Raw genomic sequence first — 24,897 nt, forward strand, 5'->3', positions numbered from 1 at the left:
ATGAACGTGGATATCGCCATCATCGGCATGGCCTGCCGCTTTCCGGGCGCCGCCGATTACGCCGCTTTCTGGGACAACCTGCGCCAGGGCGTGTCCAGCGTCGGCGAGGTGCCCGCGGTACGCTGGGATCGCGAGGCCTTCTACGCCGCCGACGGGCGCGAGCCGAACCGCTCGGTCAGCAAGTGGGGCGGTTTCATCGACGGCGTTGAGTATTTCGATGCCGATTTCTTCGGCATCTCCGCGCGCGAGGCGGCGGTCATGGACCCCCAGCAGCGCGTGATGCTGGAGCAAGCGTGGAACTGCCTGGAAGACGCTGGCTACGATCCCGCCGTGTTCAGTGGCACGCGTACCGGCGTCTACGTCGGCGTCTTCACCTTCGACTACCGCGATCACCTGAGCCGCGCGCTGGAGACGATCGAGGGCCATCTCGCCACGGGGACGCACACCGCGCTGATCCCCAACCGCATCTCGTATTTCCTCAACCTGCATGGCCCCAGCCTGCCCATCGACACGGCCTGTTCCAGTTCCCTGGTGGCCCTGCACAAGGCCGCGCACGCGATCCGCCGGGGCGAGTGCGAGCAGGCGCTGGTCGGCGGCGTCAGCGTGCTGTGCAGCCCCACGCATTTCATCTCGTTCTCCAAGACGGGCATGCTCTCGCCGGACGGAAGCTGCAAGAGTTTCGACGAGCGGGCCAACGGCTACGTGCGTGGCGAGGGCGCGGCCATGGTGCTGCTCAAGCCGCTGGACCGTGCCCTGCGCGACAACGATCGCATCGTAGGCGTGCTGCGCGGCACGGCGATGAACCACGGCGGCCACGCCCGCACCGTGACCTATCCCGGCTCGCTGGCCCAGTCGCACGTGATCGGCGACGCCCTGCGTGAGGCGGATATCGACGTGGCCAGCATCGGCTATGTCGAGGCCCACGGCACCGGCACGCCCAAGGGCGATCCGATCGAGATCGAGGGGCTGAAGCTGGCCTTCTCGCGCGTGGCCGCGGATCGCGGTGAAGCGCCGGGCGAGGGCACCTGCGGGATCGGCAGCGTCAAGACCAACATCGGCCACCTGGAATCGGTGGCGGGACTGGCGGGGCTCATCAAGACCCTGCTGTGCATGAAGCACCAGGCGTTCCCGCCGCTGGTCCATTACCAGCGGCTCAACCCGCGCATCGACCTGTCCGGCAGTCCGTTCTTCATCGTCGACCAGGCGCGGCCATGGCCGGTGCCGACCGATGCCGACGGACAGGCGATACCACGTCGCGCCGGCATCAGTTCGTTCGGTTTCGGCGGCGTCAACGCGCACGTCGTCGTCGAGGAACATGTGGACACGGCACCCGCGCCGGTGACCGACACCCGTCCGGCACTGATCGTGCTGTCGGCACGCACGGCACCCGCGCTGCGCAAGCGCGTCCGGCAACTGGTCGATGCGCTGACCGCGCACGAATCGCGCGACGCCGACCTGCATGACCTGGCCTACACGCTGCAACTCGGCCGGCACGCCATGGCGATGCGTCTGGCGACGGTGGTCGATTCGGTGGCGACGCTGACCTCGCGACTGGAAGCATGGCTGGCTTCGTCCGCGGAACGCGACGATGTGCTCACGGGCGAGGTGCCGGTGGATGTCGCCACCACGGGCGACGAAACGTCCGGCAGCGAAACCCTGGCCGGGCACCTCGCCGGGGGTGACCTGGCTGCGGTGGCGTCAGCCTGGGTGCACGGCGCCACGGTCGACTGGATGCCGTTGTACGCTTCGGGTCCGCGACGCCGCCTGGCCTTGCCCACGTATCCCTTTGCCCGGGAGCGGCATTGGGTGGATGCGAAGCCCACCGCCACGCACTCGATGCAGGCGGCGATCCATCCACTGGTCCAGCGCAACACCTCCAACGCAGCGGGCTTGCGATACACCAGCCAGTTCACCGGACGGGAATTCTTCCTCGACGATCACCGTGTGCGCGGCGAGCGGACCCTGCCCGCGGCGGCCCAGCTGGAGATGCTGCGCTGCGCCGCCGACCTCGCCAGTGCGTCATCCATCCGGTATCGCATCGAGGACGTGGTGTGGCTTCGCCCCTTCACCGTCGGCGATGCGCCGAAGGAGCTGCATGTCGCGCTGTTTCCCGAAGCCCGCGGTGGTTTCAGCTTCGAGATCTACGACGACGGCGCCACCGGCGACGGCACCGTCTACACGCAGGGCCTGCTCGCCGTCGCCGTACCCGACGCTGCGGACGGCAGCGTTAGCCACGACATCGAAGCGATTCGCCAGGCGTGCACGCGCTCGCAGCGATCTGCCGCGGCGTGCCACGCGCTGTTCGACCGGGTGGGATTGCACTACGGGCCGGCCCACCGCAGCCTGGAGGAACTGCTCATCGGCGATGGCGTGGCACTGGCACGGATCGTCCTGCCGGCGACGGTGACGTCGGGACGCGAGGCCTATGTCGTGCATCCCGCCGTGCTCGACGCGGCGTTGCAGGCCGTCATCGCGGTGCAGGCGAATGACGCGGGCACATGGGACGGCGGGGCGCTGTCGCTGCCGTTCGCGCTGGCCTCGCTCGACGTGCGCGGCACGTGCAACGGCGACGGCTGGGCTGTGATTCGCCACCGCGCCGGTCGTGGTTCGGCTGCCTCCGCGGTGCAGGCGTTCGACGTGGACCTGTGCGATGCGCAAGGCACGGTGCTGGCACGGCTGGATGGCTTCTCCACGCGTACTGTCCCGGTGGCGATTGCGCCCGCTTCGACGCGCACGGCACTGTTCATGCCGACCTGGACGGAGCCGTCCTCGGTGTCCACCGAGCCGGCCACCTACGCACATCACACCGTCCTGGTGTGCGCGGATGTGGCGTTGCCGGAACAGGTTTCGACCGACCTGCAGGCACGCCTGCCCGAGGCGCGGATCGTTGCGATCGACGACGACGCGGCGCTCGCGTCACGCTACGAAAGCGCGGCGGTGTCGTTGCTGGAACAGCTCCAGGGCGCCGCCGCGCGGCCGGGACGGCACCTGGTCCAGCTGGTCGTCGCCGACCACGGCGCCGGGCAGCTCATGGCCGGCCTGGGCGGCATGCTGCGCACGGCGATGCGGGAAAACCCGCGGATCGTCGGCCAGGTAATCCGGCTCGGCTCGGCGGCGGACATCGTCCAGGCGATCGTCGAACATCGCGACGCGCCGGCCGGTGACAGTCGCTACCGCGGTGGCATCCGGCAGGTGGCCGGGTGGTCCGAGGTGGCGACGCAGCCTGACGTCGCCTCGCCGTGGAAGGCGGGTGGCGTATATCTCATCACCGGTGGCGCCGGCGGCCTGGGCGCGATTCTGGCGCGTGATATCGCCCGTGACGCCAGCGGAGCCACGCTGGTACTTACCGGACGCTCGCCTGTCGGCGCGACGGTGCAGGCGTTGCTCGCGGAACTCGAGTCGCTGGGCGCGAAGCCCCTGTACCGCCCGCTCGATGTGGCCGATGCGGACGCCGTGTCGCACCTCGTGCGCGAGGTGGCTGCGACGCATGGCCTGCACGGCATCGTGCACGCCGCCGGGGTCTTGCGCGACGGCCTGCTGCCGCGCAAGACGCGCGACGACCTGCACGACGTGCTGAGGGCGAAGGTGGCCGGCACGCTGCACCTGGACGAGGCCAGCCGCGACCTTCCGCTGGACTGCTTCATCTGCTTCGCCTCCACCTCGGGTGCCTTCGGCAACGTGGGCCAGGCCGATTACGCCGCCGCGAACGCCTTCATGGACGCCTTCGCGATCCAGCGCGCCACGCAGGTGGTGGAGGGACATCGCTACGGTCGCACGCTGTCGGTGGACTGGCCGCTGTGGGAGGAAGGTGGCATGCGCGTGGATGACGCCACGCGCGAGGCGATGACCGCGCAGACGGGACTGGTGCCGTTGGTCACCGCCAGCGGCCTCGCCGCGCTCCGGCAGGCGATGGCGACGGCGCTGCCGCAGGTGGTGGTGGCCGAAGGCGCGATCGATCGCTTCGTGGCGAGCTGGTCGGGCGCGCCGGCACCGGCGGTCGCATCAATGTCGTCGCCGGTCACGTCGTCGTCGCCTGCCGGCAGCGCGGTCGCCGATACCGGTGAGGCCACGGACGCCCTGCGCGACAAGGCCGAGCGTTACCTGGTCCGCCTGCTGTCGAGCACGCTGAAGCGTCCCGCCCAGAGCATCGATCCACGGGTGCGCATGGAGGCGTACGGCATCGATTCCATCCTCGTGATGGAACTGACCCGCGCGTTGGAGCCGGTGTTCGGGCCGTTGTCGAAGACGCTGTTGTTCGAGTACCAGACCCTGGCCGAGCTGGCCGGCTATTTCCTGGGCGAGCACCGCGCCGCGCTGGTCGAGGCGCTGGGTGCGTCGGGTAACGTGACGGCCGCTGCCACTGTTGCTGCTTCGGCGTCAGCCCCAGCCGTAACGAGGACCTCGGTTGCAGAGCCGACGTCGGGGGCGCCGAACGGTCCGGCGCAGAGCGCGGCGCACGACGAGTCGTTCGCGCCGCCGATGCCCCGCCGGCCCCGCTTCGGCAGCGAGCCGCCGCGCACGCTGCCCGCGGTGGACGCCCAGGCCGCGACGGAGATCGCCATCGTCGGCGTCGCCGGGCGCTATCCGCAGGCGGCGGACCTGGCCGCTTTCTGGGCCAACCTCAGCCAGGGCCGGGACAGCATCACCGAGATTCCGGCCGAGCGTTGGGACTATCGCCTCTACTACGACCCGGACCGCAACGCGGTCGGCAAGACCTACGGCAAGTGGGGCGGCTTCATCGACGGCATCGACCGTTTCGACCCGCTGTTCTTCAACATCGCCCCGCGCGAGGCGGAGATGATGGACCCTCAGGAACGGCTGTTCCTGGAATGCGTGCATGCCACGCTGGAAGACGCCGGCTATACGCGCGAGAGCGTGTCCAGTGACGGCAACGTCGGCGTCTTCGCCGGTGTGATGTACGAGGAATACCAGCTCTACGGTGCGCAGGCGCAGGCGCGCGGCCACAACCTCGCCGTGTTCAACAGCCCGGCGTCGATCGCCAACCGGATCTCCTATTTCTGCGATTTCCACGGTCCCAGCATGGCGCTGGACACCATGTGCTCGTCGTCGCTGACGGCCATCCATCTGGCCTGCCAGGCGATCCAGCGCGGCGATTGCGCGGTGGCGATCGCCGGCGGCGTCAACGTCTCCGTGCATCCCAACAAGTACCTCATGCTGGCCCAGGGCCGCTTCATCTCGGGCAAGGGCCGCTGCGAGAGCTTCGGCGAGGGCGGCGAAGGCTACGTGCCGGGCGAGGGCGTCGGTGCGGTGCTGCTGAAGCCCCTGGATCGCGCCATCGCCGATGGCGACCATATCCACGGCGTGATCCGCGCCACCGCGGTCAACCACGGCGGCAAGAACAACGGCTACACCGTGCCCAATCCCAACGCCCAGGCGAAGGTGATCGAGCGTGCGTTGCGTGCCGGCGGCGTCGATGCCCGCGCGATCAGCTACATCGAGGCGCACGGCACGGGCACCAGCCTGGGCGATCCCATCGAGATCGCCGGCCTGTCCAGGGCGTTCCGCGAGTGGACGCCGGATACCGGCTTCTGTGCGATCGGTTCGGCCAAATCCAACATCGGCCATTGCGAAAGCGCCGCGGGTATCGCCGGCGTCACCAAGGTACTGCTGCAGTTGAAGCACCGGCAGCTGGCGCCGAGCCTGCATTCGGCCGTGCTGAATCCGAACATCGACTTCGCGCGCACGCCCTTCGTCGTGCAGCAGGAACTCGCCGACTGGTCGCGTCCCGTGCTGGACGGGCACGAGCGTCCGCGGCTGGCCGGCGTCTCGTCGTTCGGTGCCGGCGGCGCCAACGCGCACGTGGTGATCGAGGAATACGTGGCATCACCGTCACCGGTGCCTGCGGAACCGACCGGCCCGGCGCTGGTGCTGCTGTCTGCGCGGCAGGAAGACCGGCTGGCCGACCAGGTGCGGCGCCTGCTGGCGGCCATCGACGACCAGCCGGACATGCGCCTGCACGAGCTGGCCTACACGCTGCAGGCAGGCCGCGAGGCCATGGACGAGCGCCTGGGTATCGTGGCGACCTCGCTGGCGGACCTGCGTGCGAAGCTGGCGGCCTGCGTCGCCGGCGACATGGCGGTGGAGGATGTGTATCGCGGCCAGGTCAAGCCGAACAGGGACGCGCTGGCCCCACTGGCCGGCGACGACGACATGGCCACGCTGGCCGACGCGTGGATGGCGCGCGGCAAGTTCGGCAAGCTGCTGGACCTGTGGGTCAAGGGCGTGTCGTTCGACTGGCGACGCCTGTATGCGGAGCGGACGCCGCGACGCATCAGCCTGCCGACCTATCCCTTCGCCGGCGAACGCTACTGGATTCCGGTCGATACCGCCGCGCCCGCCGCTGCTGCCGTGGAAGCGCCGGTGCTGCATCCGCTGGTGCACCGGAACACCTCCGACATCGGCGGACTGCGCTTCAGCGCACGCTTCACCGGTGCCGAATCCTTCTTTACCGATCACGTGATCCGCGGCGCACGCATGCTCCCCGGCGTGGCGCACTTGGAAATGGTACGTGCCGCGCTCCACGAGGCGGTCGACGACGGTCGCACCTGGGCCGTGCACAACATGGCGTGGCTGCGCCCGGTCGTCGACGATGGCGCCGGCGTGTCGCTGCACGTCGCCCTGCATCCGCAGACGGACGCCGCGATCGGCTTCACCATCTACGCGGACGGTGACAACGGTGATGCCCTGGTGCATAGCCAGGGCACGCTGGTCGCCGATCACGACGATACAGATCCGGGTGTTTCGCACGATCTTTCCGCCTGGCGCGCGACATGCACGCTCGGCCACAGCGACGCGGCGGCCTGCTATGCGCGGCTGGAGCGGATGGGCCTGCATTACGGGCCGGCGTTCCAGGGCGTGCGCGAGTGGTTCGTCGGCGAGGGACGTGTCCTTGCGCGGGTGGCCTTGCCGCCGTCGGCGACAATGGACGGCTACGGCCTGCCGCCGAGCCTGCTCGACGCGGCGCTGCAGGCAACCCTGGCGCTGCCGTCCACGTCGGCCGGCGACGCCACGACGCCGATGATTCCGTTCGCCCTGGGCGGCCTGCGGTTCCTGCGTGCGTGCAAGCCGGATATGTGGGCGCTGGTGCGGTACAGCGAAGGCAGTGCGCCGGGTGATGCCGTGCCGCGGCTGGACATCGACCTCTGCGACACGGAGGGCGCGGTCTGCGTGCGACTGACCGGCCTCGGCCTGCGGGCGATGTCCGCCCCGGCTGCGGCGGATGCGGCGGCCACAGCCCACGCGGCCCATCGGGCCCATCCAGCCACTATGGTCGCTACGGCATCTGACGCCTCGGAAGCTACTGAGGCCGGCCTTCTCCTCTTGCAGCCGTCGTGGACGGCGGCTGCCGCGACCGCGGGCAACCGCGCGTTCGACGGTCATCTCGTCATGCTTTGCGGTGTGGACGCGCATGGCGTGCGGCAGGCGTGGCCCGACGCGACGCTGGTGGTATTGGAAAACACCGGCAACCTGGCGGAACGCTACGAAGCCGCGGCGACGCTGCTGCTGGACCAGTTGCAGGCGTTGAACGGCCGCGGCGGCATGCAGCGGCTGCAATTGGTGGTGCCGGGCGACGGCGAAGGCCGGACCCTGGCGGGATTGGCCGGCATGGTGCGTACGGCGCAGCGGGAAAACCCGCGTGTGCAGGGCCAGGTGATCGAGATAACGGCCGGGCAGGACGTGGTCGGGGCGCTCGGGGAGAACCTCGGCGACACCGCGACGCACGTGCGTTACGTCGGCGGCGTGCGTGAAACGCTGGGCTGGCAGGAGTACACGCCCGTGGTGGAGGCCGCGGTGCCGTGGCGGGATCGCGGCGCTTACCTCATCACCGGCGGCGCCGGTGGCCTGGGCCTGATCGTGGCGCGCGAGATCGCCAGCCACGCGCGCAATCCGGTGCTGGTGCTGACCGGTCGCTCGGCGCCGGACGAGCGCATCCACGCATGCGTGCGCGAACTGGAAACCCTCGGCGCGGTGGTCCGCTACCACGCGGTGGATGTCGGTGACGCGGCGGCGGTGTCGCACCTGGTGGCCAGCATCCCCGAGGAGTTCGAGCGCCTGGACGGCATCATCCACAGCGCCGGCGTGGTGCGTGACGCCTTCCTGGCCAGGAAGACACCGGCGCAACTGCGCGAGGTGCTTGCCGCGAAACTGCACGGCACGTTGAACCTCGACCATGCCAGCCGCGACATGGACCTGGACTGCTTCATCTGCTTCGCGTCCATCGCCGGTGTGCTCGGCAATGTGGGGCAGGCCGACTACGCCTGTGCGAACGCCTTCATGGACGCCTTCGCCCACGAGCGCAACCGTCGCGTCGCCAGGGGCGAGCGCCGGGGACACACCGTGTCGATCGACTGGCCGCTATGGGACGAGGGCGGCATGCAGGCGGACGCGGCCACCCGCGCGATGCTGGCCCGCCAGTGGGGCATGCAGCCGATGGCCAGCGCTACCGGCGTGCAGGCCTTGCGCCAGGCGCTGGCGAGCGGGCTGGGCCAGGTGCTGGCGATCGAGGGCGACCTGGGCCGCATGCGCGGCGTGCTGATGGACGTGGCGCCCGTTGCCTCCGCTGTCGTATCCGGCGAAGCGTCCGGCCGTCCTGTGCCCGATCTGCGCCGCGACGTGAAGCGGGCGCTGATGGAGGTGGTGTCGGCGCTCATCAAGGTGAGGCCGGGCGACCTGGACGGCGACACCGCGCTGAGCGAATACGGCTTCGATTCGATCTCGCTGACCGAGTTCGGCAACGTGCTGAACCAGCGCTACGGGCTGGACCTCACGCCGACGATCTTCTTCGAGTTTCCCACGCTGGATGGCCTGGCCGGTTATCTGGCTCGCGAGCATGCGGCGTTGCTTGCGCCGGTCTTCGCGCCCAGGCCTGCATCGTCGCCCACCACTCCCGGCATGGCCGCCATGGTCACGACGGCGGCGGCCGGCACTGGGATCGCAACCGCATCCGCATCCGCGCCGCGGCCGTCGCGTTTGCCGTCGCTTTCGGCGGACGCGATGCGCACGCCGATCCCGGCGCGCCGCGGCTTCGCGGCGATGATGGCCGCCCCGGCGTCCGCGCCGGAACGCACCCGCGAGCCGGTGGCGATCATCGGCATGAGTGGGCAGTTCCCGCACGCGCCCGACCTGGACAGCTTCTGGCGCAACCTGCGCGACGGTAAGGATTGCATCGACGCGATACCGGCGGGGCGTGACTGGCCGGGCGGCCCATGTGCGCAGGGTGGTTTCATCGACGGGGTCGACGCGTTCGATCCGATGTTCTTCGGTATCTCGCCGCGCGAGGCCGAGCTGATGGACCCGCAGCAGCGGCTGATGATGATCCACATCTGGAAGGCGCTGGAAGACGCCGGCTATGCCGGTGGCGCCTTGTCCGGCAGCGATACGGCGATCTACGTCGGCACGATGCCCAGCGGATACGCCGCGCTGGCCGGTCGGGCCGGCATGGCGGTGGAAGGCTATTCGTCCACCGGCGCGGTCGCCTCGGTCGGCCCCAATCGCATGAGCTACTTCCTGGATTTCCACGGGGCGAGCGAGCCGGTGGAAACCGCCTGTTCCAGCTCGCTGGTCGCGTTGCGCCGCGCGGTGCTGGCGATCGAGCGCGGCGAGTGCACGGTCGCGATCGCCGGTGGGGTGAACACCCTGGTTGATCCCGCGTTGCACGTCAGTTTCGACAAGGCCGGCATGCTCAGCGTGGACGCCCGCTGCAAGACGTTCTCGGCCGAAGCGAACGGTTACGTGCGTGGCGAGGGCGTCGGCATGCTGGTGCTGAAATCGCTCTCGGCCGCCGAGCGCGACGGCGATGCCATCCATGGGTTGGTGCGTGGCACGGCCGAGAACCACGGTGGCCGCGCCAGTTCGCTGACCGCGCCGAACCCCACGGCACAGGCCGCAGTGATCCGCGACGCCTGGCGTCAGGCGGGGGTCGATCCGCGTAGCGTCAGCTATATCGAGGCACACGGCACGGGCACGCCCCTGGGCGATCCCGTGGAAATCCGCGGTCTCAAGGCCGCTTTCGCGGACCTCTACGCGGACAACGGCGACGGCACGGTGGCCTCGGCGCATTGCGGGCTGGGTTCGGTGAAGACCAACATCGGTCACCTGGAACTGGCGGCCGGCGTGGCGGGCGTCATCAAGGTGCTGTTGCAGATGAAGCACCGCACGCTGGTGAAGAGCCTGCACGGCGACACCCTCAATCCGTACATCGATCTGTCCGGCACGCCGTTCTACCTGCTGCGCGATGCGCGCGAGTGGATCGCCCTGCGTGGCGAGGACGGTCGTCCGCTGCCGCGCCGCGCGGGTGTCAGCTCGTTCGGCTTCGGCGGCGTCAATGCCCATGTGGTGCTCGAAGAATACGTTGCGCCCGCCCGGCGACCCGTCGTCGACGCGCCGGTGGCCATCGTGCTTTCCGCGCGCAGCGACGAGCGCCTGCGCGAGCAGGTGCAGGCGCTGCATGCGTTTCTCGACGATACCCGCCTGTCGGGCGACATCGTCCTGGCGGACCTGGCGTATACGTTGCAGGTGGGGCGTGAGGCCATGGTGCACCGGCTCGGCTTCGTGGCCGGCTCGGTCGCCGAGGTGCGCGACCGGCTGACGCGTTACCTCGACGACGGCGCCGGCGGCATGCATCGCGCGGACGTCGGCGAACATCGCGAGGCGATGGATGCCTTCGTGCCCGATCTGGCGCTGCGTGGGCTCATGCGGCCCGCCATCGACCGGGCCGGCCTGGACCGGCTTCTCGCCCTATGGGTCAAGGGATATGCCGTCGAATGGCCGGCCCTGTATGGCGAAGACAGGCCTGATCGCGTGCACCTCCCCACCTACGCGTTCGCGCGGGAGCGCTACTGGGTGCCTGCTACCGGTTCGAACGGATCCGAGGGGAAATCCCTGCATCCGCTGGTCCAGCGCAACGTGTCCACCCTGGATGGCGTGTCCTTCGGCAGCCATTTCGACGGCCACGAATTCTTCCTCGACGACCATCGGGTACGCGGTCGGCGCGTGCTGCCCGGCGTGGCGCACCTGGAGATGGGCCGCTTCGCGGCTACGGTCGCGAGTCGCGCCGATGCGGCGGCCGGATGGCTGCGCCTGCACGACATCGCCTGGACGCGCCCGATCGGCGTGAACGACGAAGGTGTGGACCTGCATATCGCGTTGCAGGCCGGTCGCGGTGACGATATCGGCTACGCGATCCGCTCGTCGCTGGCCGATGACGGCATCGTCTATGGCCATGGCGTGGTATCCCGTGTCCCTGGCCCCGCGCCGACGGTCATGCTTTCGCTGGACGCGCTTCGGGCGCAGTGCGACCGCGAGCCGATGGACGCCGCGCGCTGCTATGCCATGTTCGCGGCGATGGGCCTCGATTACGGTGCCGGCTTCCGCGGCCTGACGGAACTCCGGCTCGGCGAGCGCATGGCGCTGGCGCGGATCGACCTGCCGTCGTCGGTGCAGGGTTCGCAGGCGGCGTACGGCCTGCATCCCAGCCTGCTCGACGGCGTGTTGCAGGCATCGATCGGGCTGGTGATCGATGCCGACGGCACGCCGCCGGCGATGCTGCCCGTAGCGCTGGCCTCGCTGGATGTGCTCGGTCCGTGCCCGGATCGCCTGTGGGCGATCGTGCGACCGGCGGACGGCATCGTCAGTGACGAGGCCTCGATCGTCGCGGACATCGACGTGTGCGATGCACAGGGCCTGGTGTGCCTGCGCCTGCGCGGACTGGTGTTCCGCGTGGTCGTGCCGAAATCGAAGCGCGGGCATGCGTACGTGGGTGGCGCGGCCGCAGACGCAGAGGGCGACGTCGTCGCTGCTGTCGCCCTCGGTGCCGAGATCGGTGTCGCCATGGGTGCCGCTATCGAAGCGGGCGTCCACACGACGGGCTCAGAGGTGTCGATGCTTGCCAGAGACGACACGACGGAGCGCGCCTTGCGCTATTTCGAGCGTTTCCTGTCGAAGGCACTCAAGCTGCCGCTGCACCGGATCGATCGCCGGGCACGGATGGAGACCTACGGGATCGATTCGTTGCTGGTGCTGGAACTGACGCGTGTCCTGGAAACCACCTTCGGGCCGCTGCCGAAAACCCTGTTCTTCGAGTACCAGACGCTGGCCGCCCTGAGCGACTATTTCGTGCGGCAGCATCCGGTCGCCATGGCCGGTCTGATCGGTGAGGCGCACGTGGCGCACGTGGCACATGCGGCCGTGGCCGTGCCGCGTGCCATCCGGACCCTCGCGTCCCTGCCGTTCGCCGCGAAGACCCCGCCAACCACCAACGCGCCCACGGTCGGCGACATCGCCATCGTGGGCGTGGCCGGCCGCTACCCCGGGGCCGATACGCTCGACGCGTTCTGGGCCAACCTCAGCCAGGGCCGGGACAGCATCACCGAGATTCCGGCCGACCGCTGGGACCACCGCTTGTATTTCGACGAGACGCGCGGCAAGGCCGGGAAGACCTACGGCAAGTGGGGCGGCTTCATCGACGGCGTGGACCGTTTCGATCCGCTGTTCTTCAACATCTCCCCGCGCGAAGCGATCCTGATGGACCCGCAGGAGCGCCTGTTCCTCGAGTGCGTGCACGCCACGCTGGAAGATGCCGGCTATACACGTCACAACGTGGCGGAAGAAGGCCGTGTCGGTGTCTTCGCCGGTGTGATGTATGAGGAGTACCAGCTCTACGGCGCGCAGGAACAGGCGAGTGGCCGGCCGCTCGCCGTGGCGGGCCACCCCGCGTCCATCGCCAACCGCGTTTCGTATTTCTGCGATTTCCACGGTCCCAGCATGGCTTTGGACACCATGTGCTCGTCGTCGCTGACGGCCATCCACCTGGCCTGCCAGGCGATCCAGCGCGGCGATTGCGCGGTGGCCATCGCTGGCGGCGTCAATGTCTCGGTGCATCCGAACAAGTACCTGACCCTGGCCCAGGGCCGGTTCATCTCGGGCAAGGGCCGTTGCGAGAGCTTCGGCGAGGGTGGCGAAGGCTACGTGCCGGGTGAGGGCGTGGGTGCGGTGCTGCTGAAGCCGCTGTCCCGTGCCATCGCCGACGGCGACCACATCCACGGCGTGATCCGCGCCACCGCGGTCAACCATGGCGGCAGGACGCATGGCTACACGGTGCCCAATCCCAACGCGCAGGCCCAGGTGATCGAGCACGCCCTGCGCGCCGGCGGCGTGGATGCCCGTGCGATCAGTTACATCGAGGCGCACGGCACGGGCACCAGCCTGGGCGATCCCATCGAGATCGCCGGCTTGTCCAGGGCGTTTCGCGAGTGGACGCCCGACACCGGTTTCTGCGCGATCGGCTCGGCCAAATCCAATATCGGCCACTGCGAAAGCGCCGCGGGTATCGCCGGCGTCACCAAGGTGCTGTTGCAACTGAAGCATCGACAGCTGGCGCCGAGCCTGCACTCGTCCACGCTCAATCCCGATATCGATTTCGCGCGCACGCCCTTCGTGGTGCAGCAGGAACTCGCCCCCTGGCACGCGCCGACCCTCGACGGCCGCGAAGCCGCACGTGTGGCAGGTGTCTCCTCGTTCGGGGCAGGTGGCGCGAACGCCCACGTGCTGATCGAGGAATACATCGCGCCCGAGCGCCCGGATACGGTGGCCGCGAACGCATCGCCAGCCATCGTCCTGCTGTCCGCACGAGACGAGGATCGCCTGCGCGAACGCGTGCAGGCGTTGCTCGACCACCTCGACGTCAACGAGGTGTCCCTGGCCGACCTCGCCTATACCTTGCAGGTGGGCCGTGAGGCGATGGACGAGCGACTTGGCCTGATCGTTTCCACGGTGGACGCGCTGCGCGCGAAGTTGTCCGCCTGGCTGGCCGGCGAGACCGGCATCGACGATCTCCACGGCGGCCAGGCCCGGCGCCACCAGGAGGCGCTGGCCGAGCTGGACGACGATGACGACATGGCCGCCACCGTGCGGGCGTGGCTCGACAAGGGCAAGTACGGCAAGCTGGTCGGGCTATGGGCGCGCGGCCTGGATGTGGATTGGATGCCTCTGTATCCGGCGGGCTCACCGCGGCCGCACCGCATCGGACTGCCGACCTATCCGTTCGCGCGGGAACGCTACTGGGTCGCCATCGGTCCGACGACGCCCACCGCGGGCGCGGCAGCGCTGCACCCGCTCGTGCATCGCAATACGTCGACGTTCGCGCAGCAGCGCTTCACGTCGCACTTTACCGGCGACGAGTTCTTCCTCGCCGGGCATGTCGTCCGTGGCGTCCGGGTACTGCCCGGCGTCGCGCAGCTGGAAATGGCCTACCATGCGGTCACCGAGGCGCTGGACGCCGCCGGCATCCTGTCCCTGCGCGACGTGCGCTGGACGCGAGCCGTCACGGTCGCCGACGAGCCGATCGACCTGCACATGGTCCTTGCCGTCGATGGCGATGCCATCCGCTTCGACATCGCGCGTGATGCCGACGGTGGTACCACGACCTTTGGGCACGGCACGGTGGAGGTCCATGCCGATGCGCCTCCCGCGGTGTTCCATGACCTTGACGCGCTCAGGCAGCAGGACATCCGGGCGCAGCTGGACGAGGATGCCTGCTATGCCTGGTTCGAACGCATGGGGCTGGACTACGGTCCCGGGTTGCGCGGTCTGCGCACGCTCCACATCGGCACGGGTCGGCTGTTGGCTCGTATCGAACTGCCGCCGTCGCAACGCATGGACGGCTACACGCTGCACCCGGCGCTGCTGGATGCCGCGCTGCAATCCGTGGTCGGCCTGATGATCGCGGAGGACGCCACCGCCGAGCCGGCCCTGTGGCTGCCCGTGGCGCTGGACGCGCTGACCGTGCACGCGTTGCTTCCCTCGAACCTGTGGGCCGTGGTGCGTGCTGTGGCCAGCGCGGATGCCGGCACCCGGCGCTTCGACATCGACCTGTGCGACGACGCTGGAAGCGTCTGCGTCGGCTTGGCCGGCCTGGTCGTGCAGCCGGTGCCGGATGAGACGCCCGGAACTCACCTGATGTTCGCCACCCCCGACTGGACCGAACGGTCGGCCAATGGAGCGGGGCTCGCGCCGAGGGCGTGGGCGCGGCACGTCGTGCTTGCCTGCGGCGTGGACGATACGGCGCTCGCAGGTGTGCGCCAGCGCCTTGCCCAGGCGACCTGCCTGGCACTGCCTTCGACCGGAACCCTCGCCGGGGATTACGCCGCCGCTGCCGCAATGCTGCTTGACCTGTTGCAGGCGCAGGACAGCACGTCGGGGCCGGCGTTGTTCCAGCTCGTGATCGCGGGGCAGGGCGACGCACGGACGATGAGCGGGCTGGGTGGCATGTTGTGCACGGCCACGCTGGAAGACCCGGCAATCCATGGGCAGGTAATCGCGCTGGACGGCAGCGAGGATATCGACCGCGTGCTCGAAGAGAACCGCGGCAGTACGGCGACGCGTATCCGCTACGTGGATGGATCGCGTCAGGAAGGCGGCTGGCTGGAAGCGGACGCCGCCACCGCCGTGCCTGTGTGGCGCAGCGGAGCGACCTACCTCATCACCGGCGGCGCCGGTGGCCTCGGGCTGATCTTCGCGCGCGACATCGCCACCCAGGCGCCCGGGGCGACGCTGGTGCTGACCGGCCGTTCGGCACTGGGCGAGGCCACGCGTGACGCGCTGGCATCGCTGGAGGCCATGGGTGTCACCGCGCGCTATCGCCAGCTGGACGTGGCCGATGCGGACGCCGTGGCGCGCTGCGTGCGCGAAACGGCCGCCGCCGATGGCCTGCATGGCATCGTGCACAGCGCGGGCGTGCTGCGCGACAGCTTCATCATGCGAAAGACGCACGAGGAACTGGCCGACGTGTTGCGTGCGAAGCTTGCCGGCACGCTCAACCTCGACGACGCCAGCCGCGATCTGTCGCTGGAATGCTTTATCTGTTTCTCGTCCATCGCGTCCGCCTTCGGCAACCTCGGCCAGGCCGACTACGCCGCCGCGAACGGCTTCATGGACGCGTTCGCGCAGCACCGCAACGACCTGGTCGCCCAGGGCCTCCGTGCCGGCCGCACCCTGTCGGTGAACTGGCCGCTGTGGGACGAGGGCGGCATGCAGGTCGGCGCGGCCACGCGCCGTTACCTTGCCCAGGAAACGGGTATGACACCGCTGCCGACCGCCGCGGGCTGCCGTGCGCTGGCCGGGGCATGGTCGCTCGGCGCGTCGCAGGTGCTGGTGACGCAGGGCGATCCGACGCGATTGCGGGCTCTTCTGGGCGGTAAAACGCAGGGTCCGACGATGGCGCATTCCGTCGAACCGCCCCCTGCGGCGGGTCAACCCGTCACCGTGGCTCATGGGCCAGCGCCCGCCGCGATGGACGATCTGCGCGAGCGCACGGTACGCCATCTCGTGCGTCTCCTTGCGACCACGCTGCGCCTGCCGTCGCACAAGATCGATGCGGAGGCGCGACTGGAGGCCTACGGCATCGACTCCGTGCTGACCTTGGAACTCACCGCCGAGCTGGAGAAAACCTTCGGCACGCTGCCGAAGACGCTGTTTTTCGAATACCAGAGCATCGCGGCACTGGCCGGTTATTTCCTGCGTGCGCATGGCGCCACGCTGGCTACGCTGTCCGGCGACACCGGCCAGACGAGCGCGACGGAAGCTGCCGGTGCGGCCCGTGAGGTCGCCGTGAGTCGTGCGGCTGACGGCGTCGTCCGCGCGGTCGGTGCCGTCGCTGCATCGGCGGTGCGGTTCGGGTCGCCGGCTCCGGTGGCCGGTGTACCGGCGTTGGCCGAGGAAGGCATCGCCATCGTCGGCCTCGCCGGGCGTTACCCGCAGGCCGCCGACCTGGATACCTTCTGGGCCAACCTGAGCCAGGGCAGGGACAGCGTCACCGATATTCCGCTCGAACGCTGGGACCACACGGTCTACTTCGACGAGGATCGCAACCGCGCCGGCAAGACGTACGGCAAATGGGGCGGATTCATCGACGGCGTGGACCGTTTCGACGCGCGCTTTTTCCATATCTCGCCGCGCGAAGCGGCGCTGATGGACCCCCAGGAGCGTCTGTTCCTCGAATGCGCGTACGCCACGCTGGAGGATGCGGGCTACACGCCGGACAACGTGGCGACGGATCGCGACGTCGGCGTGTTCGTCGGGGTCATGTACGAGGAATACCAGCTGTATGGCGCGCAGGCGCAGGCACGCGGTGACGGTGTCGCCGTGGCGGGCAGTCCGGCGTCCATCGCCAACCGCGTATCCCACGTGTGTGATTTCAACGGCCCGAGCATGGCGCTGGACACCATGTGTTCCTCATCGTTGACGGCCATCCACCTGGCCTGCGAGAGCCTGCTGCGTGGTGGTTGCACCGTGGCGATCGCCGGCGGGGTCAACCTGTCGCTGCACCCGAACAAGTACCTAGTGCTCGCCCAGGGCCGTTTCATCTCGGGCAAGGGCCGGTGCGAGAGCTTCGGCGAAGGCGGCGACGGTTACGTGCCCGGGGAAGGCGTGGGCGCCGTGCTGCTGAAGCCGCTGGCCCGCGCGGTGGCCGATGGCGACCATATCTACGGTGTGATCCGTGGCGCCGCGATCAACCACGGCGGCCGGACCCACGGTTATACCGTGCCCAATCCGAATGCGCAGGCGAGCGTGATCGAACGTGCCCTGCGTGCGGCGGGCGTGGATGCGCGCGAGGTCAGCTATGTCGAGGCGCATGGCACGGGTACCCGTCTGGGCGACCCGATCGAGATCGCCGGCCTCACGAAGGCCTTCCAGACATGGACGGCGGACGTCGGTTTCTGCGCGATCGGCTCGGCCAAGTCGAACATCGGCCATGCCGAGAGCGCGGCGGGTATCGCCGGACTGACCAAGGTGCTGTTGCAGATGAAGCACCGCCAGCTGGTGCCGAGCCTGCATTCGGCCGTGCTCAATCCTGCGATCGACTTCGGGCAGACGCCGTTCGTGGTCCAGCAGGAACTCGCGCCCTGGTCCCGGCCGGTCGTGAACGGCCGCGAGGGACGGCGGATCGCCGGGTTGTCCTCGTTCGGCGCCGGCGGTGCCAACGCGCACCTGGTGGTCGAAGAATACGAGGACACCAGGGCACACGACGCCGCCGCCACGCATGCGGCGAACCCTGCGGGCCCGGCCATGGTGCTGCTGTCCGCCCGCGACGAAGCGCGCCTGCGTGAACGCGCGCAGGCCCTGCTCGACCACCTGCGGACGAACGACGTCGATCTGCACGACCTGGCATACACCCTGCAGATCGGACGCGAGGCGATGGACGAGCGCCTGGCCTTGCTGGTGCCTTCCGTAGAGGCCCTGCGCGACAAGCTGGAAGCTTTCCTGGCCGGCGACACGGCGGTGGAAGACCTGTACCGCGGCCAGGCCAGGCGCAACCGGGATGCACTGGCTGCGCTGGCCGGCGACGACGACATGGCCGGCACCGTGGCGACGTGGCTCGCCCGAGGCAAGCATGCCCGGCTGCTCGACCTGTGGAGCAAGGGCATGTCGCTCGACTGGCCGCGCCTGCATGCCGCCGGTGGACGCCGGTCGCGACGGATAAGCCTGCCGACGTACCCGTTCGCGCGGGAGCGTCACTGGATCGACGTGGCCCCCCTCACCGAGCCCACGGAAAGCGTGACGGGCGCGGTGCCGGGCGGTGTCTTGCCAGCCGTGGCCGTCGCGTCCGTAGCGACAGCGATGCCACTCGCACCCGCGCCACGGATGACCTCGACGGCGGCGCATGCCGTGGACGTTCCCGTGCAGACACTACTTTTCCGCCCCCTGTGGCGAGCGGCCGATGCCACCGATACGGCCCCGACGGGGGAGGCGTTCACGTCACGCTTCGTCATGCTGTGCGGCTTCGACGAAACCACAGCCGCCCATCTGCGCGCACGTTTGCCGGGGCTCGCCTGCCTCTGCATCGACGATGCCGCGACGGACCTGCCAGGCGTCTTCGAGCGTGCGGCCATCGCCCTGCTGGAGGCGATCCAGGCGCGCATCGGCAAATCCGGACGGCACCTGGTCCAGGTGGTCGTCCCCTTGGACAGCGACGGCGAAATCCTGGCGGGACTGGGCGGCATGCTGCGCACGGCGCAGCGCGAACACGAGCGGCTCATCGGCCAGGTCGTCGCCGTCGCATCGGCGCAGGACGTGGCCGAGGCGATCGCTGCGGCGAGGGAGACCGGCGCCGCCCACGTCCGCTATGTGGACGGCCGCTGCCAGCTGGCCGGGTGGACGGAGCAGGACGTCGTGGTCGATGCCACGTCGCCGTGGAAGGATCGTGGTGTCTACCTCATCACCGGGGGTGCCGGCGGCCTGGGCCTGATCTTCGCCCACGCCATCGCGCGGGAGGTACGCCATCCGGTGCTGGTACTGACCGGTCGCACGCCGATGAACGATGCGATCAAGACACAGGTGCGCTCGCTGGAGACGCTGGGCGCCGTGGTGAGCTACCACGCCGTGGATGTCACCGACGCCGAGGCCGTGACCACGCTGGTGCGCTCGCTGCCCGAGACCTTCGAAAGCCTGGACGGCATTATCCATAGCGCGGGCGTGACCCGCGACAGCTACCTGGTCGCCAAGACACCGCAGCAGCTGCGCGAGGTGTTCGGTGCCAAGGTGGCCGGCCTGGTGAACCTGGACGAAGCCAGCGGCGACATGGCGCTGGACGTCTTCGTCGCCTTCGCGTCCATCGCCGGGGCGATCGGCAGCGTGGGGCAGGCTGACTACGCAGCGGCCAACGCGTTCATGGATGCCTTCGTCGAGCGTCGCGCCGTACGCGTCGCGCTGGGCGAGCGGCAGGGCCGCAGCCTGTCGATCGACTGGCCACTATGGGCGGAGGGCGGCATGCAGGTGGATGCCGCCACGCGCGACATGCTGGCCGGACAACTGGGCATGTGCCCGTTGGACAGCGCGGCGGGCGTGGATGCGCTGCGCCAGGCATGGACCGGCGGCAACGATCGGTTGCTGGTGATCGCCGGCGATGCGCCGCGTCTGCGCGAAAGCCTGCTGGGCTACGCCCGGGACGGGGCGCCGCCGAGCGCTACCGCCGCAACGGCTTCCGCACCCTTGTCGGCGTCGGCGACACAAGCTGCGGCACAACCCGCGCCCCCGGCAGCGGCACTCGCCGAGCAGGTCGGGCAGGTGCTGGAAGGCATGGTGTCGCGCCTGATCGCCGTGCGACCGGAAGACCTGGACGGTGATACCACGTTCAGCGAATACGGATTCGATTCCGTCTCGCTGACGGAGTTCGGCAACGCGCTGAACACGCATTACGGACTGCGACTGACGCCGACGATCTTCTTCGAGCATTCCACGCTCGACGGCCTGGGCGCCTACCTCGTGCGCGAGCACGCCGCGTCCATCGCGTCCGTCTCGCTCCCCGTGTCCACGGCCGCCATGGCCACCCGGGAGACCGCCGAACCGATGGCGCCGGCCGCACCTGCCGTCGCCACGCTCAACGACACGGCCGTAGCACACGCGAGCGCCGCAGACGAGCCCATCGCCATCATCGGCATGAGCGGCCAGTTCCCGCAGGCCCGCGATATCGCCGCGTTCTGGGACAACCTGCGCGAAGGCAGGGACAGCGTCGTCGAGGTTCCCCCCTCGCGCTGGGACTGGCGTGCGTGGTTCGGCGACCCGGCGCGCGAGCCGAACCGGACCAACATCACCCGGGGCGGCTTCATCGACGGCGTCGACGAGTTCGATCCGATGTTCTTCGGCATCTCGCCGAAGGAAGCCGAATTGATGGATCCGCAGCAGCGGCTGATGATGATCCACGTGTGGAAGGCGCTCGAGGACGCCGGTTATGCCGGGCCGTCCCTGGCCGGCAGCGACACGGCCATCTTCGTCGGCACCGGATCGACGGGCTACGCCACGCTGGTGGCCCGCGCGGACCTCGGCGGACAGGCCTACGCCTCCACCGGCGGCGTGCCGTCGGTGGGGCCGAACCGGATCAGCTACCTGTTCGACTGGCACGGGCCCAGCGAACCGGTGGAGACCGCGTGCTCCAGTTCGTTGATCGCGCTGCATCGTGGCGTGCGGGCGATCCGCGCCGGCGATACGTCGGTCGCGGTCGTCGGTGGCGTGAATACCATCGTGACGCCGGAGGCGCACATCAGCTTCAGCAAGGCCGGCATGCTGAGCGAGGACGGTCGCTGCAAGACGTTCTCGGCCGATGCCGACGGCTACGTGCGCGGCGAGGGCGTCGCCATGCTGGTTTTGAAGCCCCTGTCTGCGGCGGAGCGCGACGGCGACGCGATCCACGGCCTGGTGCGTGGCACCGCCGAAAACCACGGCGGCCACGCCAATTCGCTGACCGCGCCCAATCCGGTCGCGCAGGCGGCGGTGATCCGCAAGGCGCAGCAACAGGCCGGCATCGATCCGCGCACGGTGACCTATATCGAGGCACACGGTACCGGTACCCGCCTGGGCGATCCCGTGGAGATCCAGGGCCTGAAGGCCGCCTTCGGCGACGATACGGTAGCCGCGCCGTACTGCGGCCTGGGTTCGGTGAAAACCAACATCGGCCACCTCGAACTGGCCGCCGGCGTGGCCGGCGTGGTCAAGGTGCTGTTGCAGATGAAGCACCGCACGCTGGTGAAAAGCCTGCACAGCGACACGCTCAATCCTTACATCGACCTGGACGGCAGTCCGTTCTACGTCGTGCGCGAGGCCCGTCCCTGGGCCACCGTGAGCGACGCGCAGGGCCGGCCGCTGCCACGACGCGCCGGCGTGAGTTCGTTCGGCTTCGGCGGGGTCAACGCACACGTGGTGCTGGAGGAATACGTGCCGGCGACGCCGAGGCCATCCGTGGCGCCGGCCGTGCCCGCGATCATCGTGCTTTCCGCACGCAACGAGACGCGCCTCGCCGAACAGGTGCGTGCGTTGCAGGCTTTCGTCCTGCAAAGCGACGTCGACCTGGCCGACCTGGCCTATACGCTGCAGGTAGGGCGCGAGGCCATGGAGGCCCGGCTCGGCTTCGTCGCCGAGAGCATGGCGCATCTGCGCCAGACACTGACCCGGCTGGCCGACGGTGCGAGTGTCGCGGGTGTCGTACAGGGCAGGGCGCTGCGCAACCGCGCCGCGCCGCCGGTGGTGTTCGACGGCGACAGGGGCGTGCTGCTGCGGCAGTGGGTCGAGGGACGTGCGGTGGACTGGCGCACGCTGTACGACACGGCGATGCCACGCCGCATCGGCCTGCCCACCTATCCGTTCGCCCGCGAGCGTCACTGGATAAGCGTGGGCGCCGTCATCAGCACGCGCCCTGCCACTGCCACTGCCACTGCCACTGCCCCTGTCACTGCCGCCGTAGCCGCCGTAGCCGACGGGGCAGCGGCGCTGCAGGCCGACGACGAATGGCTGCTCGCGCCGGTCTGGGACGTGATGGCGCCCGCCGTCGTCGACGGTAGCGCCGCTGGCGCCGAACAACGCGTGGCGCTGCTCGGCGGGACGGCCGCGCAGCGTGCGTTGCTCACCACGCGTTGGCCGGGTGCGACGGTGCTGGCCTCGCCCGAGGAGGCAGGCCACGCCATGTTCGATCACCTGGTCTGGATACTCCCCGGGGACACCGCGCCAGATCACGCGACCGACGACTTGACCGACGACGAGGCACTGATCGCCGTCCAGCAGGACGGCGTGGTCACCGGCTTCCGCCTCGCCAGGGCCTTGCTGGACTACGGGGCCGATGCGCGCGCGTTGCAGTGGACCGTGGTGACCTTCGGCACCCAGGCGGTGCATCGCAACGACGTGCCTTCACCGGCCAGCGCCGGTGTGCATGGCTGGATCGGCGCGATGGCGCGGGAATACCCGCGCTGGCAGCTGCGCCTGATCGACCTGCCGGCTGGCGAACCGTGGCCCGTTGACACGATGTTCGACCTGCCGTGCGAACCCGCCGGGGCGGCATGCGCCTGGCGTCGTGGCCAGTGGCTGCGCCAGCGGCTTGCCCCCGTGGACGTCGATGCGACGGCGGCGGGCGAACTGCCGTGGCGGCCGGGTGGCGTCTACGTGGTCATCGGCGGCGCCGGCGGTATCGGACAGGCCTGGACCGAGCACATGGTGCGCACGTACGGGGCCCACGTGGTGTGGATCGGGCGCCGCGCCGCGGACGCCACGATCGAGCAGGCGCGACAGCGCATCGGCGCCTTCGGCCCGACCCCGTGGTACATCGCGGCGGATGCGTCCGACCGCCAGGCACTGGCGCACGCCCGCGACGCGATGCTGGCCCGCCATGGCGCCATCCACGGTGTCGTGCATGCCGCCATCGCCCTGCGCGACGGCAGCATCGCGCAGATGGACGAAGAGGGCCTGCGTGCCGGGCTGGCGGCGAAAGTGGATGCCAGCGTGCGCATGGCGCAGGTGTTCGCCGGCCTGCCGCTGGACATCATGCTGTTCTTCTCGTCGATGATCGGTTTCACGACGCCAGCGGGGCAGGCCGTCTATGCGGCCGGATGCCGCTTCAAGGACGCCTACGCGCTGCGCCTGGCCGCACGCCTGCCGTATCCGGTGAAGGTCGTCGACTGGGGCTACTGGGGCAGCATCGGTACGGTGGCCTCGCCCATGTACCGCGAGCGCATGGCCCGACAGGGCATCGGCTCGATCGAGCCGGCCGACGGCATGCGCGCCCTGGATCGCCTGATGCGTACGCCGCTCGCACGGCTGGGTTACGTCAAGGTGGTGCCCGGGCGCGAGACCGATGGCGGCGTGTTCGACCTCATCGGTGATACCCGGCTTCGTGCCGATGTCGCCACGTATCCCTCGGTGGCGATGCCGGTGCCGGCTCTTGCCGCATCGGCCGGGTTCGCGGGCGATGCGGCCGCGCTGGCGGCGGAGGGCGAGCAGATCGACCGCTTGTCGCTGGCGATCCTGCGCGCGGAGTTGCGCGCCCTGGGCCTGACCGATGCGGCCAAGGCGATCGCGTGGCATCCCCGCCATGCACGCTGGCTGGCCCATAGCCTGGACCGGGTCGCCCGTGCCGATGCGCTGTCCGGTGCCGGCGCCACGCCGTCGCTGGCCGAGGCCTGGGCCACATGGGACACGCACAAGGTGACATGGCTGGTCGACGGCCACGTACGCCGTGCGCAGGTCGGCCTGGTGGATAGCATGCTGCGTGCACTGCCGGCGATCCTCAGCGGCCAGGTGCAGGCCACGGCGGTGATGTTCCCCGAGTCGTCCATGCGCCTGGTCGAAGGCATCTACCAGGGCAATGCCGTGGCGGACCACTTCAACGACGTGCTCGGCCAGGCGGTGGTGGACTTTGTCGTCGCGCGCATCGCCGCCGACCCGGCGGCCCGCCTGCGCATCCTCGAGATCGGCGCGGGCACCGGTGGCACCAGCGCGCGGCTGATGGCACGCCTGGCGCCGCATGCGGCGCATGTCGACACCTACTGCTACACCGACCTCTCGCGTGCCTTCCTGATGCATGCGCAGGCCACCTACGGTCCGCACTACCCGTACCTGGACTACCGCCTGCTGGATATCGGCCGTCCGCTGGCGGGGCAGGGCATCGAGGCCGGCAGCTACGATCTGGTGGTGGCCACCAACGTGTTGCATGCCACGCCCGATATCCGCGAAAGCCTGCGCAACGCGAAAGCGCTGCTGCGTCCGCACGGCCTGCTGGCGTTGAACGAGCTGAGCAGCTGCGAGCTGTGGGCGCATCTCACCTTCGGCCTGCTGGACGGCTGGTGGCTGTACGAGGACGAGGCCCTGCGGATGCCCGGCTGTCCCAGCCTGTCACCCGCGGGCTGGGCGACGGTGCTTGCCGAGGAAGGCTATGCCCCGGTGGCGTTCCCCGCGCAGGACAGCCACGCACTGGGCCAGCAGGTGATCGTGGCCCGCAGTGACGGGATCACCCGGCAACGGCAGGTACCGCGCGTGACCGCATCGGCCGCCGTCGCCACGGCGAGCGTGACCGGTACGGTTCCACCGCTGGCCGTGCCCGCCGACACGCCGGTTGCCGCT

General features: G+C 69.6%; 1 protein-coding gene (only partly in view). It reads left to right on the forward strand.

The window, feature by feature from the left end:
• On the forward strand, positions 1–24,897 hold the 5' portion of the coding sequence (locus FA89_RS20250; protein ID WP_185754356.1) for a non-ribosomal peptide synthetase. It continues 7,914 nt past the right edge of the window; only the first 24,897 of its 32,811 coding nucleotides appear in the window; its start codon is at positions 1–3; the stop codon falls past the right edge of the window.

The organism is Luteibacter sp. 9135, assembly GCF_000745005.1.
Classification (GTDB): Bacteria; Pseudomonadota; Gammaproteobacteria; order Xanthomonadales; family Rhodanobacteraceae; genus Luteibacter.